The sequence below is a fragment of the Pseudomonas sp. PSPC2-3 genome, from assembly GCF_049898265.1.
In the GTDB taxonomy this organism is placed as follows: Bacteria; Pseudomonadota; Gammaproteobacteria; order Pseudomonadales; family Pseudomonadaceae; genus Aquipseudomonas; species Aquipseudomonas veronii.
In genome coordinates, this window is sequence record NZ_JAFCXJ010000016.1 from 1 (window position 1) to 19,787 (window position 19,787).

Consider the following 19,787-nt stretch of genomic DNA (forward strand, 5'->3'; position numbering starts at 1 on the left):
TGGTCTTTGGGGATGCCGGCTTCTTCGAGGGATTTGATCGAACCGTCGGTGCGTTTTTTACCGGTGTCGAGTTCGTTGAAGGTGTTGATCACCGCGTAGGTGTCCTTCCAGTCCCAACCGCGTTTCTTCGCCTCGGCGGCCATCGCCGCGCCTTGCTTCTGGCCGACTTCGAACGCGGCCATGCCCAGGTACGGCACGTCTTCCATGAAATTGCCCTTGGCGTCGACGAAGCGATCATCCACGGCCATGACTTTCAAGCCGTTGACCTTGGCCTTGGCGACAATGGCCGGGCCGAGGGACACGTCCGGCGGGCAGATCACAAAGCCCTTGGCGCCGTTGGCGGCCAGGCTGTCGATGGCCGAGAGGGTCTTCTCGCCGTCGGGCACAGCGATCTTGATCACAGTGAAACCATGTTCCTTGCCGGCTTTTTCGGCGAAGGCCCATTCGGTCTGGAACCAGGGTTCTTCGGCTTGTTTGACCAGGAAGCCGATTTTTACTGCTTCAGCGGCCAGCGACAGCCCACTCAAGCTGATGGCCGAGACCGCCACAGCGGCGCAGCACAAGGAACGGATAGCACGACGACGATTCATACGGTTGACTCCTTATTGTTGTTTTCTTTTTTTTGTAGGAGCGAGCTTGCTCGCGAAAAGCCAGAGAGCGCCGCGTGCATTCAGGATGCGCGCGTCATCGTTAACGTTTTTCGCGAGCAAGCTCGCTCCTACAGGGGTAAAGCGGTGAAGCGGTATAGCGTTCAGCCAGCAAAGCGGTGACACGGTTTGCCGGGCACATCGACCTCCATGGCCAACACCGCACCGTCCAAGGGGTGATCCAAGGGGCTGGCGGCGCTGGTGATGTACAGGGTGGTGAGGTCGGGCCCGCCGAACACGCAACTGGTGGGGCGGCTGACGGGCAGTTCGACGATGCGATCGACTTCACCGTCCGGCGTCAGGCGCAGCAGGCAACTGCCGTTCCAGCGCGCGTTCCAGATGTAGCCCTGACTGTCCATCGCCGACCCGTCCGGCCCGCCGCGCCCATGCGGGCCGAACCAGGGCTGGGCGGGGTCGAGTTGGCCGTTCGCTTGGATCGCATGCCGATACAGCGTGCCGTCGAGGCTGTCGCCGAAATGCACCTGGCGGCCGTCGTCGCTCCACAGCAAGGTGTTGGGAATGCCCAGGCCGTGCAGCAGCGGCGTGACCCGCGCATCGGCATCCACGCGAAACAGCCCGCCGGAACGTCGCGTAACGGGCAGGTCTTCGCCGTGCTCGCCGATGTTGTTCTGCATGGTGCCCAGCCACAGGCGGCCCTGGGCGTCGCAGCGCGCTTCATTGCCACGGTTGCCCGCGTGCGGGTCGGCCACGCAGAACAGGCTCAAGGCGGCGCTCGCCAGGTCCAGTCGGTAGACGCCGCTGCTCAAGGTCACCAGCGCATCGCCGCGTTCACACGGGATAAACGCGGACACATGCTCCGGCAACCGCCAGGCCTGCAACTGCCCGTCCAGCAGGCGCAGCGCCTGTTTGCCAGCGATGTCGACCCAATACAGGGCCTGGGTGGGCACGTCCCAGAACGGGCCCTCCCCCAGTTGCGCACGGTGTGCGCTGACGGCGTGAAACGACATGTTGCCTCCTGGATTGTTATTGTTCTCAGGTGCGCGTTACAGCGAGTCGCGTGACGGTGTGCCATCCACCAGGCGCTGGATACGCAACGGGTTGGCGTTTTTCAACGCGTCGGGCAGCAGGCTGTCCGGGTAGTTCTGGAAACACACCGGGCGCAGGAAGCGGTCGATGGCCAGGCTGCCGACCGAGGTGCCACGCGCATCCGACGTCGCCGGGTACGGCCCGCCATGCACCATCGCATCGCAGACTTCCACGCCGGTCGGGTAACCATTGAGCAGGATACGCCCGACTTTCTGCTCCAGCAGCGGCGTGAGTTCGGCGAACTGTTGCAGGTCGGCCGGCTCGCCGATGATCGTCGCCGTGAGCTGGCCGTGCAGGCCATGCAAGGCGGCGCTGAGCTGGGCCTGGTCGGCGACTTCGACGAACACCGTGGTGGGGCCGAACACTTCCTCTTGCAGCACTTCATCGCCGTCGATCAGCAGGCTGACATCGGCCTTGAACAACTGCGGCCGTGCCTGATGCCCGGCTTGAGCCTGACCGGCCAGGTGTTGGATGCCGGGGTGCGCCAGCAGTTTTTGCAGGCCCTTGTCATAGCTGCTCAAGGTGCCGGCATTGAGCATGGTCTGCGCCGGCTGATCGCCGATCAGTTGCGCCACCTGCTGGGTGAACGCGCTGAAGGCCGGCGACGCGAGGCCGATCACCAGACCGGGGTTGGTACAGAACTGGCCGCAGCCTTGCACCACCGAGGCAGTCAGCTCGCGTGCCACGGTTTCGGCCCGCGCCTGCAGGGCCTGGGGCAACACGATGACCGGGTTGATGCTCGACATCTCGGCGAATACCGGGATCGGCTGCGGACGCGCCGCCGCCATGTCGCACAGGGCGCGCCCGCCCTTGAGCGAGCCGGTAAAGCCGACCGCCTGGATCGCCGGGTGCTTGACCAGCGCTTCACCGACGCCGCCACCAAAGATCATGTTGAACACGCCCGCCGGCATCTCGGTGGTCTCGGCCGCGCGAATGATCGCATCGGCGACGCGCTCGGCCGTGGCCATATGCCCACTGTGGGCCTTGAACACCACCGGGCAGCCGGCCGCCAGCGCGGCGGCGGTATCCCCGCCCGCCGTGGAAAACGCCAGGGGGAAGTTGCTCGCGCCAAACACCGCAACCGGGCCCAGACCGATGCGGTATTGGCGCAGGTCCGGGCGTGGCAGCGGCTGGCGATCCGGCAGTGCCTTGTCGATGCGCGCGCCGTAGAAATCGCCGCGACGCAACACCGTGGCGAACAGCCGCATCTGCCCGCTGGTGCGGCCGCGCTCGCCTTTGATACGCGCAGCGGGCAGCGCGGTTTCACGGCAGACCAGTTCGACGAAGGCATCGCCCAGCGCGTCCAGCTCATCGGCGATCGCGTCAAGGAACTGCGCGCGGCGCGATGCACTCAGGGCGCGGTACGCCGGGTAAGCCGCTGCCGCGGCCTTGGCGGCGGCGTCGACTTCCTGCGGGGTCGCCTGGTAGAAATCCTGGGGCAAGGCTTCGCCGGTCGCCGCATCGACGCTCTGCAGCTTGAGGCTGCCGTTGGCGCTGCGCTGGCCGCCGATGTAGTTGTGACCAAGGAACTGGGGCATGTGGCTCTCCTTTAAAGGGTGATGACGTCGCCGGGTTCGAAGACGGCGTCGGCACTGCCGACGCGATTGACAAGCGGCGCGCCGAACTCGGCCTGGCTGATCTCGAACACATCGCCCGGTTGGGTACGTATACCGTCGGCGAATGACAGGGTGGCGGTGCCGAAGAAATGAATGTGTACATCGCCGGGTTTGAGGAACTGGCTGTACTTGAAGTGGTGGTACTCAAGGTTTTCCAGACTGTGGCACATATTGGCCTCGCCACTGAGGAACTCGTTCTGCCAGATCGCCTCGCCGTTGCGCAGGATGCGGCTGGTGCCCGCAAGATGCCGGGGCAACTCGCCCACGCGCAACTCCGGGCCGTAGCTGCAACTGCGCAGTTTGGAATGGGCCAGGTACAGGTAGTTCTTGCGTTCCATCACATGGTCGGAGAACTCGTTGCCCACCGCGAAACCCAGGCGATAGGGCTTGCGGTCGTGGCCGATCACATACAGCCCGCCGATCTCCGGCTCTTCGCCGGCGTCTTCGGCAAAGGGCGGCACCGGGAACGCCGCGCCGGGGCGCACCACGATGCTGCCATCGCCCTTGTAGAACCACTCCGGCTGCACGCCCGCCTGGCCGGCCGCCGGTTTGCCGCCTTCCACGCCCCACTTGAAGATACGCATGGTGTCGGTCAACGCGCTGTCGTCACCGGCCTGCTGGTGCATCTTGTCCCGCGCCGACGCGCTGCCCAGGTGGGTCAGGCCGGTGCCGCTGATCAGCATATGGGCCGGGTCCGGGTGGTCCAGCGGTGGCAGGATCTTCAGGTCGGCCAGCAGCTCGGCGTAATGATGACTGTCGCCCAGGCCGAGGCTCTGCACCTGCTGCACCAGGCCCACGCCGGCTTCGATCGCGGCCAGCGCCAACTCGCGCACACTGTGGGCGCTGAGCACTTCGCGCACCTGGCTGCCCTCCACCACACCGACCCGGCGCTCGCCGTTGGACACCTCGAACTGAACTAAACGCATGAAACTTCTCCTCGATTAAGTACGTGTGGCGCCACGGGCACTGGCGGCAAATTGCTCGGCAGGCAGCACATGCTTGCGCTCCAGCACGCGGTAGACCACGCCGGTCAAGACCAGCCCGAACACCATCACCAGGGACAAAAAGTACAAGCCCGAAGCCAGGTTGCCGGTGTATTCCTTGAGCGCGCCGATCACGAACGGGCCGATATAGCCGCCGAGGTTGCCCACCGAGTTGATCAACGCAATGCCCGCTGCCGCACTGGCGCCGGCGAAAAACCGCCCCGGCAGGGTCCAGAACACCGCCGTGCAGGAAAACAGCGCGAACGCCGCCAGGCACAGCGCGGCCATTTGCAGCACCGGCACACTCAGCCAGGCACTGCAGAACAGGCCGATGGCACCCAGTACATAGAGCACCGCCAGGTGGCCATAGCGGTCGTTCAAACGGTCGGAACTGCGCGGGATGATCAACAGCCCGACGATGCCGAAGATATACGGCACCGCCGACACAAAGCCGGTAACCAGGTCCGTGCCGCCGAACTGCTTGATCAGGGTCGGCAACCACAGGCCCAGGCCGTAGATGCTCAGGGTCACCGGCAGGTAGAACAGCGCCAGCAGCAACACGCGCTTGTCCTTGAGGGCGTGCAGTGGATTGCCGTGGCGGGTCTGGCCGTAGGCTTGCAGGTCCTTGGCCAGTTCGCCGGTGAGCCAGGTTTTTTCGTCCTCGCTCATCCAGTTGACCTGCTTGGGGCCGTCCGGCAGGTAGCGCAGCACCGGCCAGGTGAGCAGGAGCGCCGGGGTGCCGATGACGATGAACAGCCATTGCCAGCCGTGCAGGCCGAGGACGCCGTCCATGCCCAGCAGGCCGCCGGACACGGGGCCGGTGATCATCATCGCGATCGGCTGGGAGAGGATGAACAGCCCGAGGATCTTGCCGCGATGGCGCACCGGGAACCACTGAGTGATGTAGTACAGAACGCCGGGAAAGAACCCCGCCTCCGCCGCGCCGAGCAGAAAGCGCATCACATAGAAGCTGTGTGGCCCCTGCACGAACGCCATGCCGATGGTGATGGCGCCCCAGGTGAGCATGATGCGCGCGAACCAGCGCCGCGCGCCGAAGCGATCGAGCATCAGGTTGCTGGGAATCTCGAACAGGAAATAGCCAATGAAGAACAGACCCGCGCCCAAACCGTAGGCCGCATCACCGATGCCGACGTCGGCGCCCATGTGCAGCTTGGCGAAGCCCACGGCGGAGCGGTCCACGTAGGCGATCAGGTACAGCAGGATGAGGAAGGGAATCAGTTTCAGCGTGATGCGCCGTATAAGCCGCAGTTCCTGGCTCATGGGGGTCGATCTCCGATTGTTGTTTTTATAGAAGCTCGGGGGACGCCTCTCGCGAAAATCCGCCAGGGCCATACCTCAGTTAAGCCAGACTATATAGTAGGACTATTTGCAAAACAACTCTTCCAAAGCTTCGATTTTGCGCTTATGTTTAAGCACGCATAGAACATATAGTCATACAATAAGAGAAACCATCATGCCTGATAAAAAGCCCGGCCTACGCTCCGCCCAGTGGTTCGGTACCGCCGACAAGAACGGCTTCATGTACCGCAGCTGGATGAAGAACCAGGGCATCGCCGACCATCAGTTCCATGGCAAACCGATCATCGGTATCTGCAATACCTGGTCGGAATTGACGCCGTGCAACGCGCATTTCCGCCAGATCGCCGAGCATGTCAAACGCGGCGTGATCGAGGCCGGCGGCTTCCCCGTGGAATTCCCGGTGTTCTCCAATGGCGAATCGAACCTGCGCCCTACCGCCATGCTCACGCGCAACCTGGCGAGCATGGACGTGGAAGAAGCGATTCGCGGCAACCCCATCGACGGCGTGGTGTTGCTGACCGGCTGCGACAAAACCACCCCGGCGCTGCTGATGGGCGCGGCCAGTTGCGACGTGCCGGCCATCGTGGTCACCGGCGGGCCGATGCTCAACGGCAAGCACAAGGGCCAGGACATCGGCTCGGGCACGGTGGTGTGGCAGCTCAGCGAACAGGTCAAGGCCGGCACCATCAGCCTGGATGACTTCCTCGCGGCCGAGGGCGGCATGTCGCGTTCGGCGGGCACCTGCAACACCATGGGCACCGCGTCGACCATGGCCTGCATGGCCGAGGCACTCGGCACCTCCCTGCCCCACAACGCGGCGATCCCGGCGGTGGATGCACGGCGTTATGTGCTGGCGCATATGTCCGGCATGCGTGCGGTGGAGATGGTGCGCGAAGACTTGAAGCTGTCGAAGATCCTCACCAAGGAAGCCTTCGAAAACGCGATCCGCGTGAACGCGGCCATCGGCGGTTCGACCAATGCGGTGATCCACCTCAAAGCCATCGCCGGGCGCATCGGCGTGGAGCTGGACCTGGACGACTGGACGCGCATCGGGCGCGGCATGCCGACCATCGTCGACCTGCAACCGTCCGGGCGTTTCTTGATGGAAGAGTTCTACTACGCCGGTGGCCTGCCGGCGGTGCTGCGCCGGCTCGGTGAAGCCAACCTGATCCCGCACCCGAACGCCTTGACCGTCAACGGCAAGTCGCTGGGCGAGAACACCAAGGACTCGCCGATCTACGGCCAGGACGAAGTGATCCGCACCCTCGACAACCCGATCCGCGCCGACGGCGGCATCTGTGTGCTGCGCGGCAACCTGGCCCCGCTGGGCGCGGTGCTCAAGCCGTCGGCCGCCAGCGCGGAGCTGATGCAGCACCGTGGCCGCGCCGTGGTGTTCGAGGATTTCGACATGTACAAGGCGCGCATCAACGACCCGGAACTGGAGGTGGACGCCCACTCGATCCTGGTCATGAAAAACTGTGGGCCCAAGGGTTATCCGGGCATGGCCGAAGTCGGCAACATGGGCCTGCCCGCCAAGCTGCTGGCCCAGGGCGTGACCGACATGGTGCGGATTTCCGATGCGCGCATGAGCGGCACGGCGTATGGCACGGTGGTCTTGCACGTCGCACCGGAAGCCGCTGCCGGCGGGCCGTTGGCTGCGGTGCGCGAAGGCGACTGGATCGAACTCGACTGCGCCAACGGGCGCTTGCACCTGGACATCCCCGACGCCGAGCTGGCGGCGCGCATGGCTGACCTGAAACCACCGCAGAAGCTGATCGTCGGCGGCTATCGCCAGCTGTACATCGACCATGTGCTGCAGGCGGACCAGGGCTGCGACTTCGATTTCCTGGTGGGTTGCCGCGGGGCCGAAGTCCCACGTCATTCCCACTAATTGGGATGCTATGATGCCGCCTATTTAGCCAGAGCATCCCTGTCGTTATGGATCACCAGCCGTCCAAGCCGCGCAAGAGCATGCATGCCCAGATCGTCCAGGACTTGGGCATGCACATCGTTTCCGGTCGCTTCAAGCCAGAAGAACGACTGCCCATGGAGGCCACGCTGTGTGAGGAGTACAAGGTCAGCCGCTCGGTATTGCGCGAGGCGACCCGGGTGCTCAGCGCCAAGGGCCTGGTGTATTCCAAGCCACGGGTAGGCGCGGTGGTGCGGCCGCGGGTGAAGTGGCACCTGCTCGACCCGGACGTACTGTCCTGGTTGATGCAGTCCACCCCCCATAGCGAGTTCTTCAACACCCTGGCTGGCGTGCGGCGCATCCTCGAACCGGAAATCGCCGCCATGGCCGCGACCACCGCGACCGCTGAAGACATCGCCACCATCGAAAAAGCCTACCTCGGCATGGAAACCGCGCAGACCCACGACGCGCTGCTACAGGCCGACCTGGACTTCCACCGTGCGATTGCCGACGCCACGCGCAACGACCTGCTGGCGTATATGTGCAACATGCTGTCGCTGCCGCTGCGCGAGTCGATCAACATCACCAACCGCCGCCCGGATATCCAGGGCCTGAGCCTGCCCCGGCACAAGGCGATCCTCACCGCGATCCAGAACCGCGATGCCCTCGGCGCCCGGCATGCCTCGCTGGTGCAACTGGACGACACGCGGGTGGCGCTGGATACGGTGATGAATGTGCTGACGCCGTTATAAGCCCCACCCTCGCTCGACAACCGTGAGGCTCGACGGCACCCGCAAGGCGGGGCGCAAGAACACTTTCTGTCAGCCCTGGAGATCAAATGTGGGAGATGTCGAGCTTTAGCGAGGCTTCGATGGCGGCGGGCCTGCCGGCATCGGTGTGACATCTCCCACAGGTCGGGCTGAGCGGCCGCCTCAGCGATAGCGTTCCAACCAATAGGCATACGGCGCTGGCAAGGTCCAGGAGGCGTTCTCTACCCCCAGTTCCTTGGCGGCAAAGTACGCCCAATGCGGATCAGCCAGATGCGCGCGCCCCACCGAGACCAAATCCACCTGCCCGGCCTGCAACGCACCTTCCGCCAATTGCGGCGTGCCAAACCCCCAGGCCGAAGTGACCGGGATGCCGGCTTCGCGACGCACGCGCTCAGCGATCGGCCCCAGGAACGCCGGGCCCCACGGGATCTGGGTGTCAGCAATGGTGAAGCCGACGCTGACGCTCAGCAGGTCGAGGCCACCGGCCTTGAAGCGACGGGCCAGTTCGATGGATTCGGTCAGCGTCTGCTCGTCACGGCCGTCGTATTCGATCACGCCGAAACGCGCGGTCAACGGCAGGTTTTCCGGCCAGACTTCGCGCACCGCGGCCAGGGTTTCCAGGAGGAAACGGCTGCGATTGTCGAAGCTGCCGCCGTAGGCGTCGGTGCGCTGGTTGGAATGTTCGGAGAAAAAGCTCTGGCCCAGGTAACCGTGGGCGAAGTGCAGTTCGATCCATTCAAAACCGGCGTCGCGGGCACGGCGGGCGGCGTCGACGAAGTCCTGGCGCACGCGGGCGATGTCGTCCAGGGTCATGGCGCGCGGCACGTTAGGCAGGTTGGCGCCGAACGCAATGGCCGAAGGCGCAATGGTCTCCCAGCTGCGCGCATCGGAAGCGGGGATATGGTCGTCGCCTTCCCATGGGCGGTTGGCACTGGCCTTGCGGCCGGCGTGGGCGATCTGAATGCCTGGCACCGCGCCAGCAGCCTTGATGGTCTTGACCATCGGCACGAACGCCTGGGCGTGGGCATCGCTCCAGATACCTGCACAACCGGGAGTGATACGGCCTTCAGGAGACACCGCGGTGGCTTCGACCACCAGCAAACCGGCGCCGCCACGGGCCATGCTGGCCAGGTGAACGTGGTGCCAGTCGTTGACGATGCCATCGTTGGCCATGTACTGGCACATCGGCGGGATCGCGATGCGATTGCGCAAGGTCACGTCTTTGAGTTTGTAGGGTTCAAACAAGGCAGCCATCAGGCACCTCCAGGAGCGAGTGATTGATTCGATAGTTCGATGGTATTCGAACTATGGTATTCAACACCAGCCCTGTTATCATTTGTTTTATGCGAGCCTTCAAACACCCCGCCCTGCAAGACCTGACACTCGAACGCGTGCTCTACGCCTTGAGCGACCCGGTGCGCCTGGAAATCATCCGCTACCTGGCCGACGTGCCCGAGGCCACCTGCGGCGAACTGGACGGCGGACGGCCGAAATCCAGCATGTCCCACCACTTCCGCGTGCTGCGCGATGCCGGGCTGGTCCACACCCGCAGCGTCGGCACCACGCATCTGAATTCGTTGCGCGCGGATGTGCTTGAGGCGCGTTTTCCCGGGTTGCTGGCGAGTGTTCTGGCTCAGCGGTAAACGATAGGATCAGGACAGCGATCCGAGCGTATTACGTCACTGCTCTATTTTGCGGACGGGGGCGTATCGATCAGTTGTGCTCGATAGGTTTTGTAGATCTGTTGAACCTCAGGATCGTCCAGATTTTCGTAAGTTATCCCTTCTTTATCCAGGCCATCCAATCCCTTGATGCCACCTATCATCCCCGGCCATTCATCACGGTGGGCAATATCGACGACAAAGGGTTTCAAGTAATTATTCAGATGCCCCTTGAACGGTGCCCTGAGCTCTTCGCTAAGTGCCCGAAGATAATCGTCCTTGTTCGTTTTCGACCACTCAATGGCGAACTTGGCGCGATAACAAAGCTCCATGAAAACAAGCAGAATCGTGCGCCCATTACCATCAAGAAAAGGGTGCGCAAATGCTAGTTGCCCCATCACATCGCCAGGACGCTCTCTGAAGCGCTTCTTGTTCGACGCCAGTTCAAGCGCATAGTCAATGGAGCGCTTGATCGAGCCAGGATGTTCAAAGACAGTATGCCAAGGATCGTCGTGGGAACCCTTGAATACGGCAAGATGCGGCACCAGATCATTTCGATCTTTACCCGCCCAGTGATAGAAATCAGAAAACAAGATTTCGTGTACTTTGAGGACCGACTTGTAATCAATCGGTTTTTTCTTGGCCAAATAACCCAGTGCATCTTCCATGCTCAACTCAAAGGACAGATGCTCAGACTCCTTGACCTCCATAGGATCTTTAAGCTGTAACGCGTTTTGAAGATATCCAGCGGTATCAAAATCTCCGAAAGGATCAAAACTCATGCGCTGAGTTTCTTCTTGGCGCGGCGCTTCTCCTGAAGATAACTGCCTTGAAGTGCAAGGGTTTCCGACTTGCTCAAAATACCCTTGCGCTTAAGGTTGACCAATAACTGTTCCACACCATCCAATTCGACCGCATCACCAGCCAGTCCGGTGATGGCAACCGCCATTCGGCTGATGCTGTCACGTTCAGCGGTGACATGATGCGCTTTAGCCAGCCTGCGCACTTTGCTGGCAATACTGACATCGGTTGTACTCGTCATTTGGAATCCCTCTGTTAGCTTTTCGAGCATAGCATGGTGGTGGTCCTTGCTCTCTACCCAGCTCGACGGGCGCAATCATTGATTTGATCCGGTGTACCGCCCTCCTTCACCGAACCTTTCACGGCAAACCAACGTCCGAGCTTAGGCACTGTTGCTTACCGCTCGCCGCGAGGTCTCCGTTTGAAAGCCGCCATCGTCAAAAAATACCGCCTGATCATCAAAACCATGGGTTATGTCGGTTGGGCCCTGTTCTGGCTGTTGCTGTGGGACGTCGCCGTCACCGTGGACTTCATGCTGTTTCTCACCACCAAGATCAACCTGCCGCTGATGCCCCTGACCTTGCTCGGCTCAGCGCTGGTGGTGCTGATCAGTTTTCGTAACAGCAGCGCCTACAACCGCTGGTGGGAAGCGCGCACCTTATGGGGCGCGATGGTCAACAATTCGCGCAGTTTCGCGCGGCAGGTGCTGACGCTATTGGATGACCTCGGCAACGACGTGAACCCGGTAAAGGCCACCCTGTTGCGCCGCCATGTGGCCTATGTGAACTGCCTGGCCGCCCATCTCAAGGGCCGGCCGTGCCCGGACGAGGTGCGGGCATTTATCCCGGCCGAGGAATTTGCGCGCAACGGCGCCACCAACAATTTCGCCAATGACATCCTCACCGGCTCGGCGGCGCTGTTGGCCAGGGAATACAAGGCCGGGCACCTGGACAGCATCCGCCTGGCGCGGCTGGAGTCGACGCTGGTGGATTTGTCCAACGCCCAGGGCGGCATGGAACGCATCGCCAATACCCCGCTGCCCTACCCTTACGTGTACTTCCCGCGCCTGTTCATTTCGTTGTTCTGCCTGATCGTGCCGGTGGGCCTGGTCGAATCCCTGGGCTGGTTCACCCCGCTGGCCTCCACGGTGGTGGGCTTCATGCTGCTGGCCATCGAGCGCATCGGCACCGACCTGCAAAGCCCGTTTCATTCCAGCGAACATCAGATCCAGATGGAAACCATCTGCGAAACCATCGAGAACAACCTGCAGTCGATGCAGCGCGATGCGCTGGGCGGCAACCGTATCGGCTGAACGCCTCCACGGCCTCAAGTGCGTGCCCCGACGGTCGATATAAGGGGTACGCATGGGCGCACCCCTCATAACAATACATGCGACGCTACTGTTTTCCCCTTGCCAAAACTATAAATACCCGCGGGAGAAGTCATGAATATCAAGCAAAAGCTGACCTGGGCGTTTGCGGCCATCGCGTGCGTGCCGGTTATCCTGGTGGCGGTGCTGGTGGTGCTGAACCTGCGCGAGGCGGCTGTGGCCAATTTCCTCGACAGCAGCGGCCGCGAGATCCGCCAGATCGATAACGGCATGAAGCAGTTCTTCGACGGCATCAGCCAGAACGTCGAGTACGTGGCCAAAGACCCTCGCGTTGTCGCGGCCAAGGAGCTGAAGAACTACGCCGGTGCCGACGCCGCACAAATCCCGCTGACGCCAACGAATAAAGAGCTGCTGGCGATATTCGAGCAGTTCGCCAAAAGCCATCCAAGCACCGCCTACCTGTCCCTGGGCCTGAGCGACGGCGGTTATGCGAGCTGGCCTGACGACACCAAACTGAACAACTACGACCCGCGTGTACGCCCCTGGTACAAAGCCGCCGTGGCCGCTCCGGGCACCACCGTGCGGACCGGGGCCTATTACTGGGCGCCGGACGATGTGGTGCTGATCGGCACGGTCCACACCGTGGTCGACGCCAGCGGCACCCTGCTCGGCGTGGTCGGCCTGGACGTCTCGCTCAAGCAGCTCACCGAACTGGTGCGCAACATCAAGCTGGGCGACAGCGGCTACCTGATGCTGGTGGAAGCCAACGGCAACGTGCTGGTGGACCCCAGCGATGCCAAGCACAACTTCAAGCCGATGACCGAACTCGGCGCCAACTACGCCGAACTGGCCAAGCGCGGTGACGGCGTGACCCGAGTGGATATTGATGGTGTGGCTTACATGGCCAACGTGGTCAGCTCCAAAGACCTGGGCTGGCGCTTTATCGGCTTGATCAAGCGCGACGAAGTCATGGCCGACGCCACCCGCCTGACCTGGCTGATCGCAGCCATCGCAGCGGTACTCGCCGTGGTCTTCGCGATTGTCGGCGCGAGCTTCGCCAGCATGATCGTGCGCCCGATTCGCGGGGTCGCCGACGGTCTGCAAGAAATCGCCGAAGGTGAAGGCGACCTCACCCGCCAACTCAAGGTGCAAGGCAAGGACGAAACCGCTAGCCTGGCCGGCTGGTTCAACCAGTTCCTGGGCATGATCGCCCAGTTGGTACAGCGCATCGGCAGCGCATCCTCCGACCTGCAAAGCGCCGCCGCCGACACCCGCGAAGTGGCCAACAACCTGAACCAGGCCGCCGGTCGCCAACGTGAAGCCGTGGAGCTGGTGAGTACCGCATTCAACGAAATGGTGGCCACCGCCAACGAAGTCGCCCGCTCCTGCAGCGCCGCCGCGTCCAGCGCCGACGCAGGCTACCGCGATGTACACGACGGCCAGCAGCATATCGGCGAAGCCACCGGCAGCGTGCTCAAACTGAGCGAAGACCTGCAGAAGTCGACCCAGACCATGCAGCAGTTGGAGCAGGACAGCAAAAACATCAACACCATCCTCGACACGATCCGCTCGATTGCCGAGCAGACCAACCTGCTGGCGCTCAACGCGGCGATTGAAGCCGCGCGCGCCGGTGACCAGGGCCGCGGCTTCGCGGTGGTCGCCGACGAAGTGCGCGCCCTGGCCCGCCGCACCGCCGACTCCACCGGCGAGATTGACAGCCTGCTCGGCAACCTCGCGCGCCGCACCCAGGAAGTCACCCTGCAGATGCAGGGCAGCCTGCAGGTGTCGCAAACCAGTGTGGAACGCATCCAGCAGGCCCGCGACAGCTTCGACAAGATCCAAGGCTCGGTGGACTCGATCCGCGACCAGAACACCCAGATCGCCACCGCCGCCGAGGAACAGCACCAGGTCGCCGAACAGATCAACCAGCACATCGCGCAAATCCACGCCGATGCCCAACTGGTGGAAGACTTTGCCCACTCGGCGCAGACCGGCTCTGGCCGTTTGACGGATATCTCCGGGCAGCTCAAAGGCCTGGTAGGCCGCTTCAAGTTCTAACCCCCGCCAATGCAAGGCGGTGAGCCACTCACCGCCTCTGCTGCTTACCCCACGCCAGCCTCTACCTTGAGCCCGACCGCGCAACCGGTCGCCTTGAGGTGCATCAACACGCCAATACCTCCCGCCGACCTCGGCGTCACTGTCCGCATCCGCGGATAAGGCTGGCGTGCAACCGCCGATCATTCGAACGTGCTGACGTCTATTGCGATTCTCGTATTATGGTATACCATCATACGCAGACCTCTCACATCAGACGGAGCAGCCCATGAGTTTCGAAATCCGCAAGATCGTCAGCTACGTAGAAGAAACCTTTATCGAAGGCGGTAAAGCCGCGGACACTCCCGTGACCATGGTCGGCCTGGCCGTGGTGCTGAAAAACCCTTGGCTGGGTCGCGGTTTCGTCGAAGACCTCAAGCCTGAGATCCGTGCCAATTGCTCCGACCTCGGCGCGCTGATGGTCGAGCGCCTGGTGGGCATCATCGGCGGCGCGGAAAAAATCGAGGCCTACGGCAAGGCGGCAGTGGTCGGTGCCGACGGCGAGATCGAACATGCCAGCGCGATCATCCACACCCTGCGCTTCGGCAACCACTACCGTGAGGCGGTCAAGGCCAAGAGCTACCTGAGTTTTACCAACAAGCGCGGCGGCCCGGGCACGTCGATCCAGATCCCGATGATGCACAAGGACGACGAAGGCCTGCGTTCGCACTACATCACCCTGGAGATGCAGATCGAAGATGCGCCGCGTGCCGACGAAATCGTCGTGGTCCTGGGTTGCGCCGATGGCGGCCGCCTGCATCCGCGCATCGGCAACCGTTATATCGACCTGGAAGAGCTGGCGGCTGAAAAAGCCCAGTAAGCAAGACCGGCCACCCCAACAAAAAGCATGCAGGAGCGCTCCATGATTCGGCTCACCGCTGAACGCACCCCGGCTGGCACCAGTTATCTGGCGACCGGCCAAGGCCAGCCTGTGGTTTTGATCCACGGCGTGGGCCTGAATAAAGAAATGTGGGGCGGGCAAGTCGTTGGCCTGGCCACGAACTACCGCGTGATCACCTATGACATGCTCGGCCATGGCGCCAGCCCGCGCCCGGCCGCCGACACCCCGCTGCTCGGCTATGCCGATCAGTTGCTGGAACTGCTCGACCACCTGCAACTGCCCCAGGCCACGGTGATCGGGTTTTCCATGGGCGGCCTGGTCGCGCGGGCGTTTGCCTTGCATTACCCCGAGCGTCTGAAGGGCCTGGTGGTGCTCAACAGTGTGTTCAACCGCAGCCCTGAACAGCGTGCCGGGGTCATCGCACGTACCGCCCAGGCCGCCGAACACGGCCCCGACGCGAATGCCGAAGCCGCACTGTCGCGCTGGTTCAGCCGTGAATACCAGGCGGCCAACCCGGCGCAGATCGCCGCGCTGCGTGAAACCCTGGCGGGCAACGACCCCCAGGGTTACCTGACCACCTATGAACTGTTTGCGACCCAGGACATGTACCGTGCCGACGACCTCCCGGGGTTGCGCGCACCGACCCTGGTCGCCACCGGCGAACTCGACCCTGGCTCGACCCCGGAAATGGCCCGGCAACTGGCCGATCGCATTCCCGGCGCCAGCGTTGCGGTGCTGGCCGAGCAACGGCATATGATGCCGGTAGAATCGCCGCGCCTGGTCAACCAGTTGCTGCTGGGGTTCCTCGACACGGTGTACGCCCAAAACACTCCAATCAAGGGGATCGTTGCATGACACTCGCACGCTTCCAGATGTGCATCGGCGGTGAATGGGTCGATGCCCTCTCCGGCAAGACCTTCGACAGCCTCAACCCGGCCCTGGCCGAACCCTGGGCGCAATTGCCCGACGCCGACGAAGCCGACGTGGAGCGCGCCGTGCAGGCCGCGCAAAGTGCCTTCGACAGCCCGGCCTGGCGCGGCCTCACCGCCACCGCGCGGGGCAAACTGCTGCGCCGCCTGGGTGACCTGATCGCCGCGAACAAGGAACACCTGGCCCAGCTGGAAAGCCGCGACAACGGCAAGCTGATCCGCGAAACCCGTGGCCAGGTCAGCTACCTGCCGGAGTTTTTCCACTATACCGCCGGCCTGGCCGACAAGCTCGAAGGCGGCACCCTGCCGTTGGACAAGCCCGACCTGTTCGCCTACACCGTGCATGAAGCCATGGGCGTAGTCGCTGCGATCATTCCGTGGAACAGCCCGCTGTACCTGACCGCGATCAAACTCGCGCCGGCCCTGGCGGCGGGCAATACCATCGTGATCAAGCCGTCGGAACATGCCTCGGCGACCGTCCTGGAACTGGCGCGCCTGGCCCTCGAAGCCGGCATTCCAGCGGGCGTGGTCAACGTGGTCACAGGCTTTGGCCCCAGCACCGGCGCCGCCCTCACCCGCCACCCGCTGGTGCGCAAGATCGCCTTCACCGGCGGCGCGGCCACGGCAAGGCATGTGGTGCGCAGCAGCGCGGAGAACTTCGCCAAACTCTCCCTGGAACTGGGCGGCAAGTCGCCGAATATCATTTTTGCCGACGCCGACCTCGACAGCGCCATCAATGGTGCAATCGCCGGCATCTACGCGGCGTCCGGGCAGAGTTGCGTCTCCGGTTCGCGCCTGCTGGTGCAGGACGCTATCTACGACGAATTCGTCGAGCGCCTGGTAGCGCGCGCCCAACGCATCCGCATCGGCAACCCGCAAGACGACGCCAGCGAAATGGGCCCCATGGCCACCGCGCAGCAACTGGCCGTGGTCGAAGGCCTGGTGGCGGACGCCATCGCCGAAGGGGCACGCCTGCGCACCGGCGGCAAGCGCCCGCAGAACCTCGGCGAAGGCTGGTTCTATGAGCCGACGCTGTTCGAGTGCGACCGCAACTCGATGAAGATCATGCAAGAGGAAGTATTCGGGCCGGTGGCCTCGGTCATCCGTTTCAAGGACGAAGCCGAAGCACTGGCCATCGCCAACGACTCGCAGTTCGGCCTCGCTGCCGGTATCTGGACCCGCGACCTCGGGCGCGCCCACCGCCTGGCGCGCGACGTGCGCTCGGGGATCATCTGGGTCAACACCTACCGCGCGGTGTCGGCCATGGCGCCCATCGGCGGCTTCAAGAACAGCGGCTACGGACGCGAAAGCGGCATCGATTCAGTGCTGGCCTACACCGAGCTGAAGACGGTGTGGATCAACCTCTCCCAGGCGCCCATGCCTGATCCTTTTGTGATGCGTTAAGAGTCCACAACCATGATCGAACCCGGCATTTACAAAGACGTCATGAGCTCGTTCCCGTCCGGGGTCACGGTGGTCACCACCCTCGACCCGGACGGCGGCATCGTCGGCATCACCGCCAGCGCGTTCAGCGCGCTGTCGATCGACCCGGCCCTGGTGCTGTTCTGCCCCAACTATGCGTCGGACACCTACCCGATCCTGCGTGACAGCAAGCGCTTTGCGATCCACTTGCTGTCCGCCGACCAGACCGCCGAAGCCTATGCCTTCGCCAGCAAAGGCAAGGAAAAAGCCAAGGGTATCGAGTGGCACCTGAGCGAATTGGGCAACCCGCTGCTGGCCAAGGCCACGGCGATCATCGAGTGCGAGCTGTGGCGCGAATACGACGGCGGCGATCACGCGATCATCGTCGGCGCCGTGAAGAACCTGATCCTGCCCGAGCAACCGGTCACGCCGATGATCTATCACAAAGGCAAGCTGGGCCCGCTGCCCACCCTGGCTTGAGGAGCTGTGTGCAATGAGCAACGAAAAGTATGAGCAGGGGCTGAAGATCCGCACCCAGGTGCTGGGCGAAGCCTATGTGCAGCGCTCGATCGAGAACGCCGACGACTTCACCCGCCCCTTGCAAGAGATGGTCACCGAATACTGCTGGGGCCATGTGTGGGGCCGGGAGGGTTTGTCGCTTAAAGAACGCAGCATGATAAACTTGGCAATGATTTCGGCCCTCAATCGGCCTCACGAGCTCAAGCTGCATGTGCGCGGCGCCTTGCGTAACGGCCTGAGTCGTGAACAAATACGCGAAATTCTGCTTCAGGTCGGCATCTATTGCGGGGTTCCCGCCGCCGTGGACAGCTTCCGGCTGGCCCGGGAAGCCTTCGCCGAAGCCGATGCCGAGGCCTCCCGTTAACCGCCCCATTCAGAGCAGCCCCCATGAAACGCCTGCCCCTCGACGACAGCTTCAAGGTCAATCACAACCCGGTCACCCTGCGCGAAATCGTGCTGGAGAAACTGCGCAGCGCCATCATGAACTTCCAGCTGCTGCCGGGTGATCGCCTGGTGGAACGCGACCTGTGCGACCGCCTCGGCGTCAGCCGTACCTCGGTGCGCGAAGCCTTGCGTCACCTGGAGTCCGAAGGCCTGGTGGAATTCGCCGATGCCAAGGGGCCCCAGGTGGCGATCATCACCCTGGCCGATGCCGTCGACATCTATGAACTGCGCTGCGTGCTCGAAGGTTTGATCGTGCAGTTGTTCACCCTGCGCGCCAAGGCCAAGGACATCAAGGCCCTGGAAAAAGCCCTGGAGGAAAACCGCAAGGCCCTCAAGGACGGCGAACTGCAACAGGTCATCGATTCGGTACAGGGGTTCTACGACGTGTTGCTCGAAGGCTCCGGCAACCACGTGGCCGCCACCCAGTTGCGTCAGTTGCAGGCGCGTATCAGCTACCTGCGTGCGACGTCGGTGTCCCAGGAAAACCGTCGCGGCACCAGCAATCAGGAAATGGAACGCATGGTCCAGGCGATCAAGAGCGGCGACCCACTCGCCGCCCACCAGGCCTGCGTCGATCACGTGCGCGCTGCGGCGGCCGTGGCCCTGGATTACCTCAAGCGCAAACAGGAAGAGACCGGCAAGATCCCCGAGATCACCCTGCCCATCGCCCTCAAAGAACCGCGTATAGGTCACTGACCGTGTTCAGGCCAAGCTTTTGCCCCAAATGCGGCGGCAGTGACCTCGGTCACCAGCTGCCTCCGGGTGATACGCATGAGCGCCTGATGTGCCGCGGTTGCGGCTATATCCACTACATCAATCCCAAGATCATCGCCGGCTGCATCATCGAGCAGGACGGCAAGTACCTGCTGTGCCAACGGGCGATCCCACCGCGCCCCGGCACCTGGACCCTGCCGGCCGGTTTCATGGAAGGCGGCGAGACCACCGAGCAGGCCGCGTTGCGCGAAGTCTGGGAAGAAAGCGGCGTGCGCGCCGAGATCGTCTCGCCCTACTCGATCTTCAGCGTGCCGAAGATCAGCGAGGTGTACATCATCTTCCGCGCCATCGCGCTGGAGATCACCGGCCAGTTCGGGCCGGAGACCCTCGACTATCAATTCTTCGCGCCCGAGGACATTCCCTGGGACAGCATCTACTACCCGGCGATCCGGCAGATCCTCGAACGCTACATCGAGGAACGCCAGGCCGGGGTGTATGGCATCTACATCGGGAATGACGACAGCGGCAAGATCCACTTCATCCGCTGATCCTCAAGCTGAACTCGGTTCAAATGTGGGAGGGGGCTTGCCCCCGATGGCAGTGGTTCAGTCACCTCATTCAGTGGCTGACACACCGCTATCGGGGGCAAGCCCCCTCCCACATTGGGTTCGGTGGTGTGGAATAGGATGCGTTGCAGCGCCCTGGTTTCGACGATGAGCAGGGCTGATTCACGCGCTTCA

Annotated in this window: 19 protein-coding genes and 2 pseudogenes; 13 read left to right on the forward strand and 8 right to left on the reverse strand. The window is 63.0% G+C overall.

Features of this window, described 5'->3' with window-relative positions; translation table 11 throughout:
- The 5 genes from ACP7E3_RS29880 to ACP7E3_RS29900 form a co-directional block, all read right to left on the reverse strand.
- On the reverse strand, positions 1-590 hold a 590-nt coding region (locus ACP7E3_RS29880; RefSeq protein ID WP_426125293.1), incomplete at its 3' end, for a substrate-binding domain-containing protein.
- 161 nt (positions 591-751) lie between these two features.
- Entirely contained in the window at positions 752-1,615 is an 864-nt protein-coding gene (locus tag ACP7E3_RS29885; RefSeq protein ID WP_046383883.1) for an SMP-30/gluconolactonase/LRE family protein, read from the reverse strand.
- Between the two features lie 36 nt (positions 1,616-1,651).
- On the reverse strand, positions 1,652-3,232 hold the full coding sequence (locus ACP7E3_RS29890; protein WP_057006023.1) for an aldehyde dehydrogenase (NADP(+)): 1,581 nt from the start codon (positions 3,230-3,232) through the stop codon (positions 1,652-1,654).
- An 11-nt stretch (positions 3,233-3,243) separates the two neighbouring features.
- Entirely contained in the window at positions 3,244-4,236 is a 993-nt protein-coding gene (gene araD1 / locus ACP7E3_RS29895; protein WP_046383885.1) for an AraD1 family protein, read from the reverse strand.
- 15 nt (positions 4,237-4,251) lie between these two features.
- The gene (locus tag ACP7E3_RS29900; RefSeq protein WP_017847889.1) at positions 4,252-5,574 is read right to left on the reverse strand and encodes an MFS transporter; all 1,323 of its coding nucleotides are present in this window, start codon (positions 5,572-5,574) and stop codon (positions 4,252-4,254) included.
- A 193-nt stretch (positions 5,575-5,767) separates the two neighbouring features.
- Between ACP7E3_RS29900 and ACP7E3_RS29905 the strand changes: the two genes are divergently transcribed.
- A complete protein-coding gene (locus tag ACP7E3_RS29905) occupies positions 5,768-7,504 on the forward strand; it encodes an IlvD/Edd family dehydratase (protein ID WP_017847890.1) in 1,737 nt (578 codons plus the stop codon).
- A 47-nt stretch (positions 7,505-7,551) separates the two neighbouring features.
- A complete protein-coding gene (locus tag ACP7E3_RS29910) occupies positions 7,552-8,274 on the forward strand; it encodes a FadR/GntR family transcriptional regulator (protein WP_017847891.1) in 723 nt (240 codons plus the stop codon).
- Between the two features lie 180 nt (positions 8,275-8,454).
- Here ACP7E3_RS29910 and ACP7E3_RS29915 read toward each other — a convergent pair whose 3' ends face one another.
- The gene (locus tag ACP7E3_RS29915; protein WP_126589593.1) at positions 8,455-9,546 is read right to left on the reverse strand and encodes an NADH:flavin oxidoreductase/NADH oxidase; all 1,092 of its coding nucleotides are present in this window, start codon (positions 9,544-9,546) and stop codon (positions 8,455-8,457) included.
- Between the two features lie 89 nt (positions 9,547-9,635).
- On the opposite strand from ACP7E3_RS29915, the gene ACP7E3_RS29920 reads away from it, so the two are divergent.
- Positions 9,636-9,935 (forward strand): ArsR/SmtB family transcription factor, encoded by a 300-nt coding sequence (locus ACP7E3_RS29920; RefSeq protein ID WP_032804674.1) that lies wholly within the window; start codon positions 9,636-9,638, stop codon positions 9,933-9,935.
- A gap of 44 nt (positions 9,936-9,979) precedes the next feature.
- On the opposite strand, the gene ACP7E3_RS29925 is transcribed toward ACP7E3_RS29920, so the two are convergent.
- Together ACP7E3_RS29925 and ACP7E3_RS29930 are read right to left on the reverse strand one after the other, a co-directional pair.
- A complete protein-coding gene (locus tag ACP7E3_RS29925; protein ID WP_017847894.1) occupies positions 9,980-10,735 on the reverse strand; it encodes a Fic/DOC family protein in 756 nt (251 codons plus the stop codon).
- Positions 10,732-10,995 (reverse strand): hypothetical protein, encoded by a 264-nt coding sequence (locus tag ACP7E3_RS29930; RefSeq protein WP_017847895.1) that lies wholly within the window; start codon positions 10,993-10,995, stop codon positions 10,732-10,734. Before ACP7E3_RS29930 ends, ACP7E3_RS29925 begins: the two co-directional genes overlap by 4 nt.
- Before the next feature lie 180 nt (positions 10,996-11,175).
- Between ACP7E3_RS29930 and ACP7E3_RS29935 the strand changes: the two genes are divergently transcribed.
- The 10 genes and pseudogenes from ACP7E3_RS29935 to ACP7E3_RS29980 all read left to right on the forward strand — a co-directional run bounded on the left by ACP7E3_RS29935 (position 11,176) and on the right by ACP7E3_RS29980 (position 19,595).
- Positions 11,176-12,066, forward strand: a complete 891-nt coding sequence (locus ACP7E3_RS29935) for a bestrophin family protein (RefSeq protein WP_017847896.1) — start codon at positions 11,176-11,178, stop codon at positions 12,064-12,066.
- A 132-nt stretch (positions 12,067-12,198) separates the two neighbouring features.
- A pseudogene (locus ACP7E3_RS29940) lies at positions 12,199-13,281 on the forward strand (HAMP domain-containing protein); the annotation flags it as partial.
- 318 nt (positions 13,282-13,599) lie between these two features.
- Positions 13,600-14,142, forward strand: a pseudogene (locus ACP7E3_RS29945) (methyl-accepting chemotaxis protein); the annotation flags it as partial.
- A 265-nt stretch (positions 14,143-14,407) separates the two neighbouring features.
- Positions 14,408-14,998, forward strand: coding sequence for an amino acid synthesis family protein (locus tag ACP7E3_RS29950; RefSeq protein ID WP_046383889.1), 591 nt, complete (start codon positions 14,408-14,410; stop codon positions 14,996-14,998).
- Between the two features lie 42 nt (positions 14,999-15,040).
- Entirely contained in the window at positions 15,041-15,874 is an 834-nt protein-coding gene (locus ACP7E3_RS29955; protein WP_046383890.1) for an alpha/beta fold hydrolase, read from the forward strand.
- Positions 15,871-17,352 (forward strand): aldehyde dehydrogenase, encoded by a 1,482-nt coding sequence (locus ACP7E3_RS29960; RefSeq protein WP_046383891.1) that lies wholly within the window; start codon positions 15,871-15,873, stop codon positions 17,350-17,352. The genes ACP7E3_RS29955 and ACP7E3_RS29960 overlap by 4 nt, the downstream gene beginning before the upstream one ends.
- A 12-nt stretch (positions 17,353-17,364) precedes the next feature.
- Entirely contained in the window at positions 17,365-17,850 is a 486-nt protein-coding gene (locus ACP7E3_RS29965; protein ID WP_010567340.1) for a flavin reductase family protein, read from the forward strand.
- A 13-nt stretch (positions 17,851-17,863) separates the two neighbouring features.
- The gene (locus ACP7E3_RS29970; RefSeq protein ID WP_046383892.1) at positions 17,864-18,253 is read left to right on the forward strand and encodes a carboxymuconolactone decarboxylase family protein; all 390 of its coding nucleotides are present in this window, start codon (positions 17,864-17,866) and stop codon (positions 18,251-18,253) included.
- Positions 18,254-18,276: 23 nt separating this feature from the next.
- Positions 18,277-19,029, forward strand: coding sequence for a GntR family transcriptional regulator (locus ACP7E3_RS29975; RefSeq protein ID WP_010567342.1), 753 nt, complete (start codon positions 18,277-18,279; stop codon positions 19,027-19,029).
- A 2-nt stretch (positions 19,030-19,031) separates the two neighbouring features.
- The gene (locus ACP7E3_RS29980; protein ID WP_046383893.1) at positions 19,032-19,595 is read left to right on the forward strand and encodes an NUDIX hydrolase; all 564 of its coding nucleotides are present in this window, start codon (positions 19,032-19,034) and stop codon (positions 19,593-19,595) included.
- The last annotated feature ends 192 nt before the right edge of the window (positions 19,596-19,787 follow it).

Excerpts from the sequence above, each read along its gene's own strand:
- ACP7E3_RS29925 (WP_017847894.1), bottom strand. The coding sequence starts at position 10,735 with ATGAGTTTTGATCCTTTCGGAGATTTTGATACCGCTGGATATCTTCAA.
- ACP7E3_RS29910 (WP_017847891.1), top strand. The coding sequence starts at position 7,552 with ATGGATCACCAGCCGTCCAAGCCGCGCAAGAGCATGCATGCCCAGATC.
- ACP7E3_RS29965 (WP_010567340.1), top strand. The coding sequence starts at position 17,365 with ATGATCGAACCCGGCATTTACAAAGACGTCATGAGCTCGTTCCCGTCC.
- ACP7E3_RS29890 (WP_057006023.1), bottom strand. The coding sequence starts at position 3,232 with ATGCCCCAGTTCCTTGGTCACAACTACATCGGCGGCCAGCGCAGCGCC.
- ACP7E3_RS29915 (WP_126589593.1), bottom strand. The coding sequence starts at position 9,546 with ATGGCTGCCTTGTTTGAACCCTACAAACTCAAAGACGTGACCTTGCGC.
- ACP7E3_RS29975 (WP_010567342.1), top strand. The coding sequence starts at position 18,277 with ATGAAACGCCTGCCCCTCGACGACAGCTTCAAGGTCAATCACAACCCG.
- ACP7E3_RS29950 (WP_046383889.1), top strand. The coding sequence starts at position 14,408 with ATGAGTTTCGAAATCCGCAAGATCGTCAGCTACGTAGAAGAAACCTTT.
- araD1 (WP_046383885.1), bottom strand. The coding sequence starts at position 4,236 with ATGCGTTTAGTTCAGTTCGAGGTGTCCAACGGCGAGCGCCGGGTCGGT.
- ACP7E3_RS29930 (WP_017847895.1), bottom strand. The coding sequence starts at position 10,995 with ATGACGAGTACAACCGATGTCAGTATTGCCAGCAAAGTGCGCAGGCTG.
- ACP7E3_RS29885 (WP_046383883.1), bottom strand. The coding sequence starts at position 1,615 with ATGTCGTTTCACGCCGTCAGCGCACACCGTGCGCAACTGGGGGAGGGC.
- ACP7E3_RS29955 (WP_046383890.1), top strand. The coding sequence starts at position 15,041 with ATGATTCGGCTCACCGCTGAACGCACCCCGGCTGGCACCAGTTATCTG.
- ACP7E3_RS29920 (WP_032804674.1), top strand. The coding sequence starts at position 9,636 with ATGCGAGCCTTCAAACACCCCGCCCTGCAAGACCTGACACTCGAACGC.
- ACP7E3_RS29970 (WP_046383892.1), top strand. The coding sequence starts at position 17,864 with ATGAGCAACGAAAAGTATGAGCAGGGGCTGAAGATCCGCACCCAGGTG.
- ACP7E3_RS29900 (WP_017847889.1), bottom strand. The coding sequence starts at position 5,574 with ATGAGCCAGGAACTGCGGCTTATACGGCGCATCACGCTGAAACTGATT.
- ACP7E3_RS29905 (WP_017847890.1), top strand. The coding sequence starts at position 5,768 with ATGCCTGATAAAAAGCCCGGCCTACGCTCCGCCCAGTGGTTCGGTACC.
- ACP7E3_RS29960 (WP_046383891.1), top strand. The coding sequence starts at position 15,871 with ATGACACTCGCACGCTTCCAGATGTGCATCGGCGGTGAATGGGTCGAT.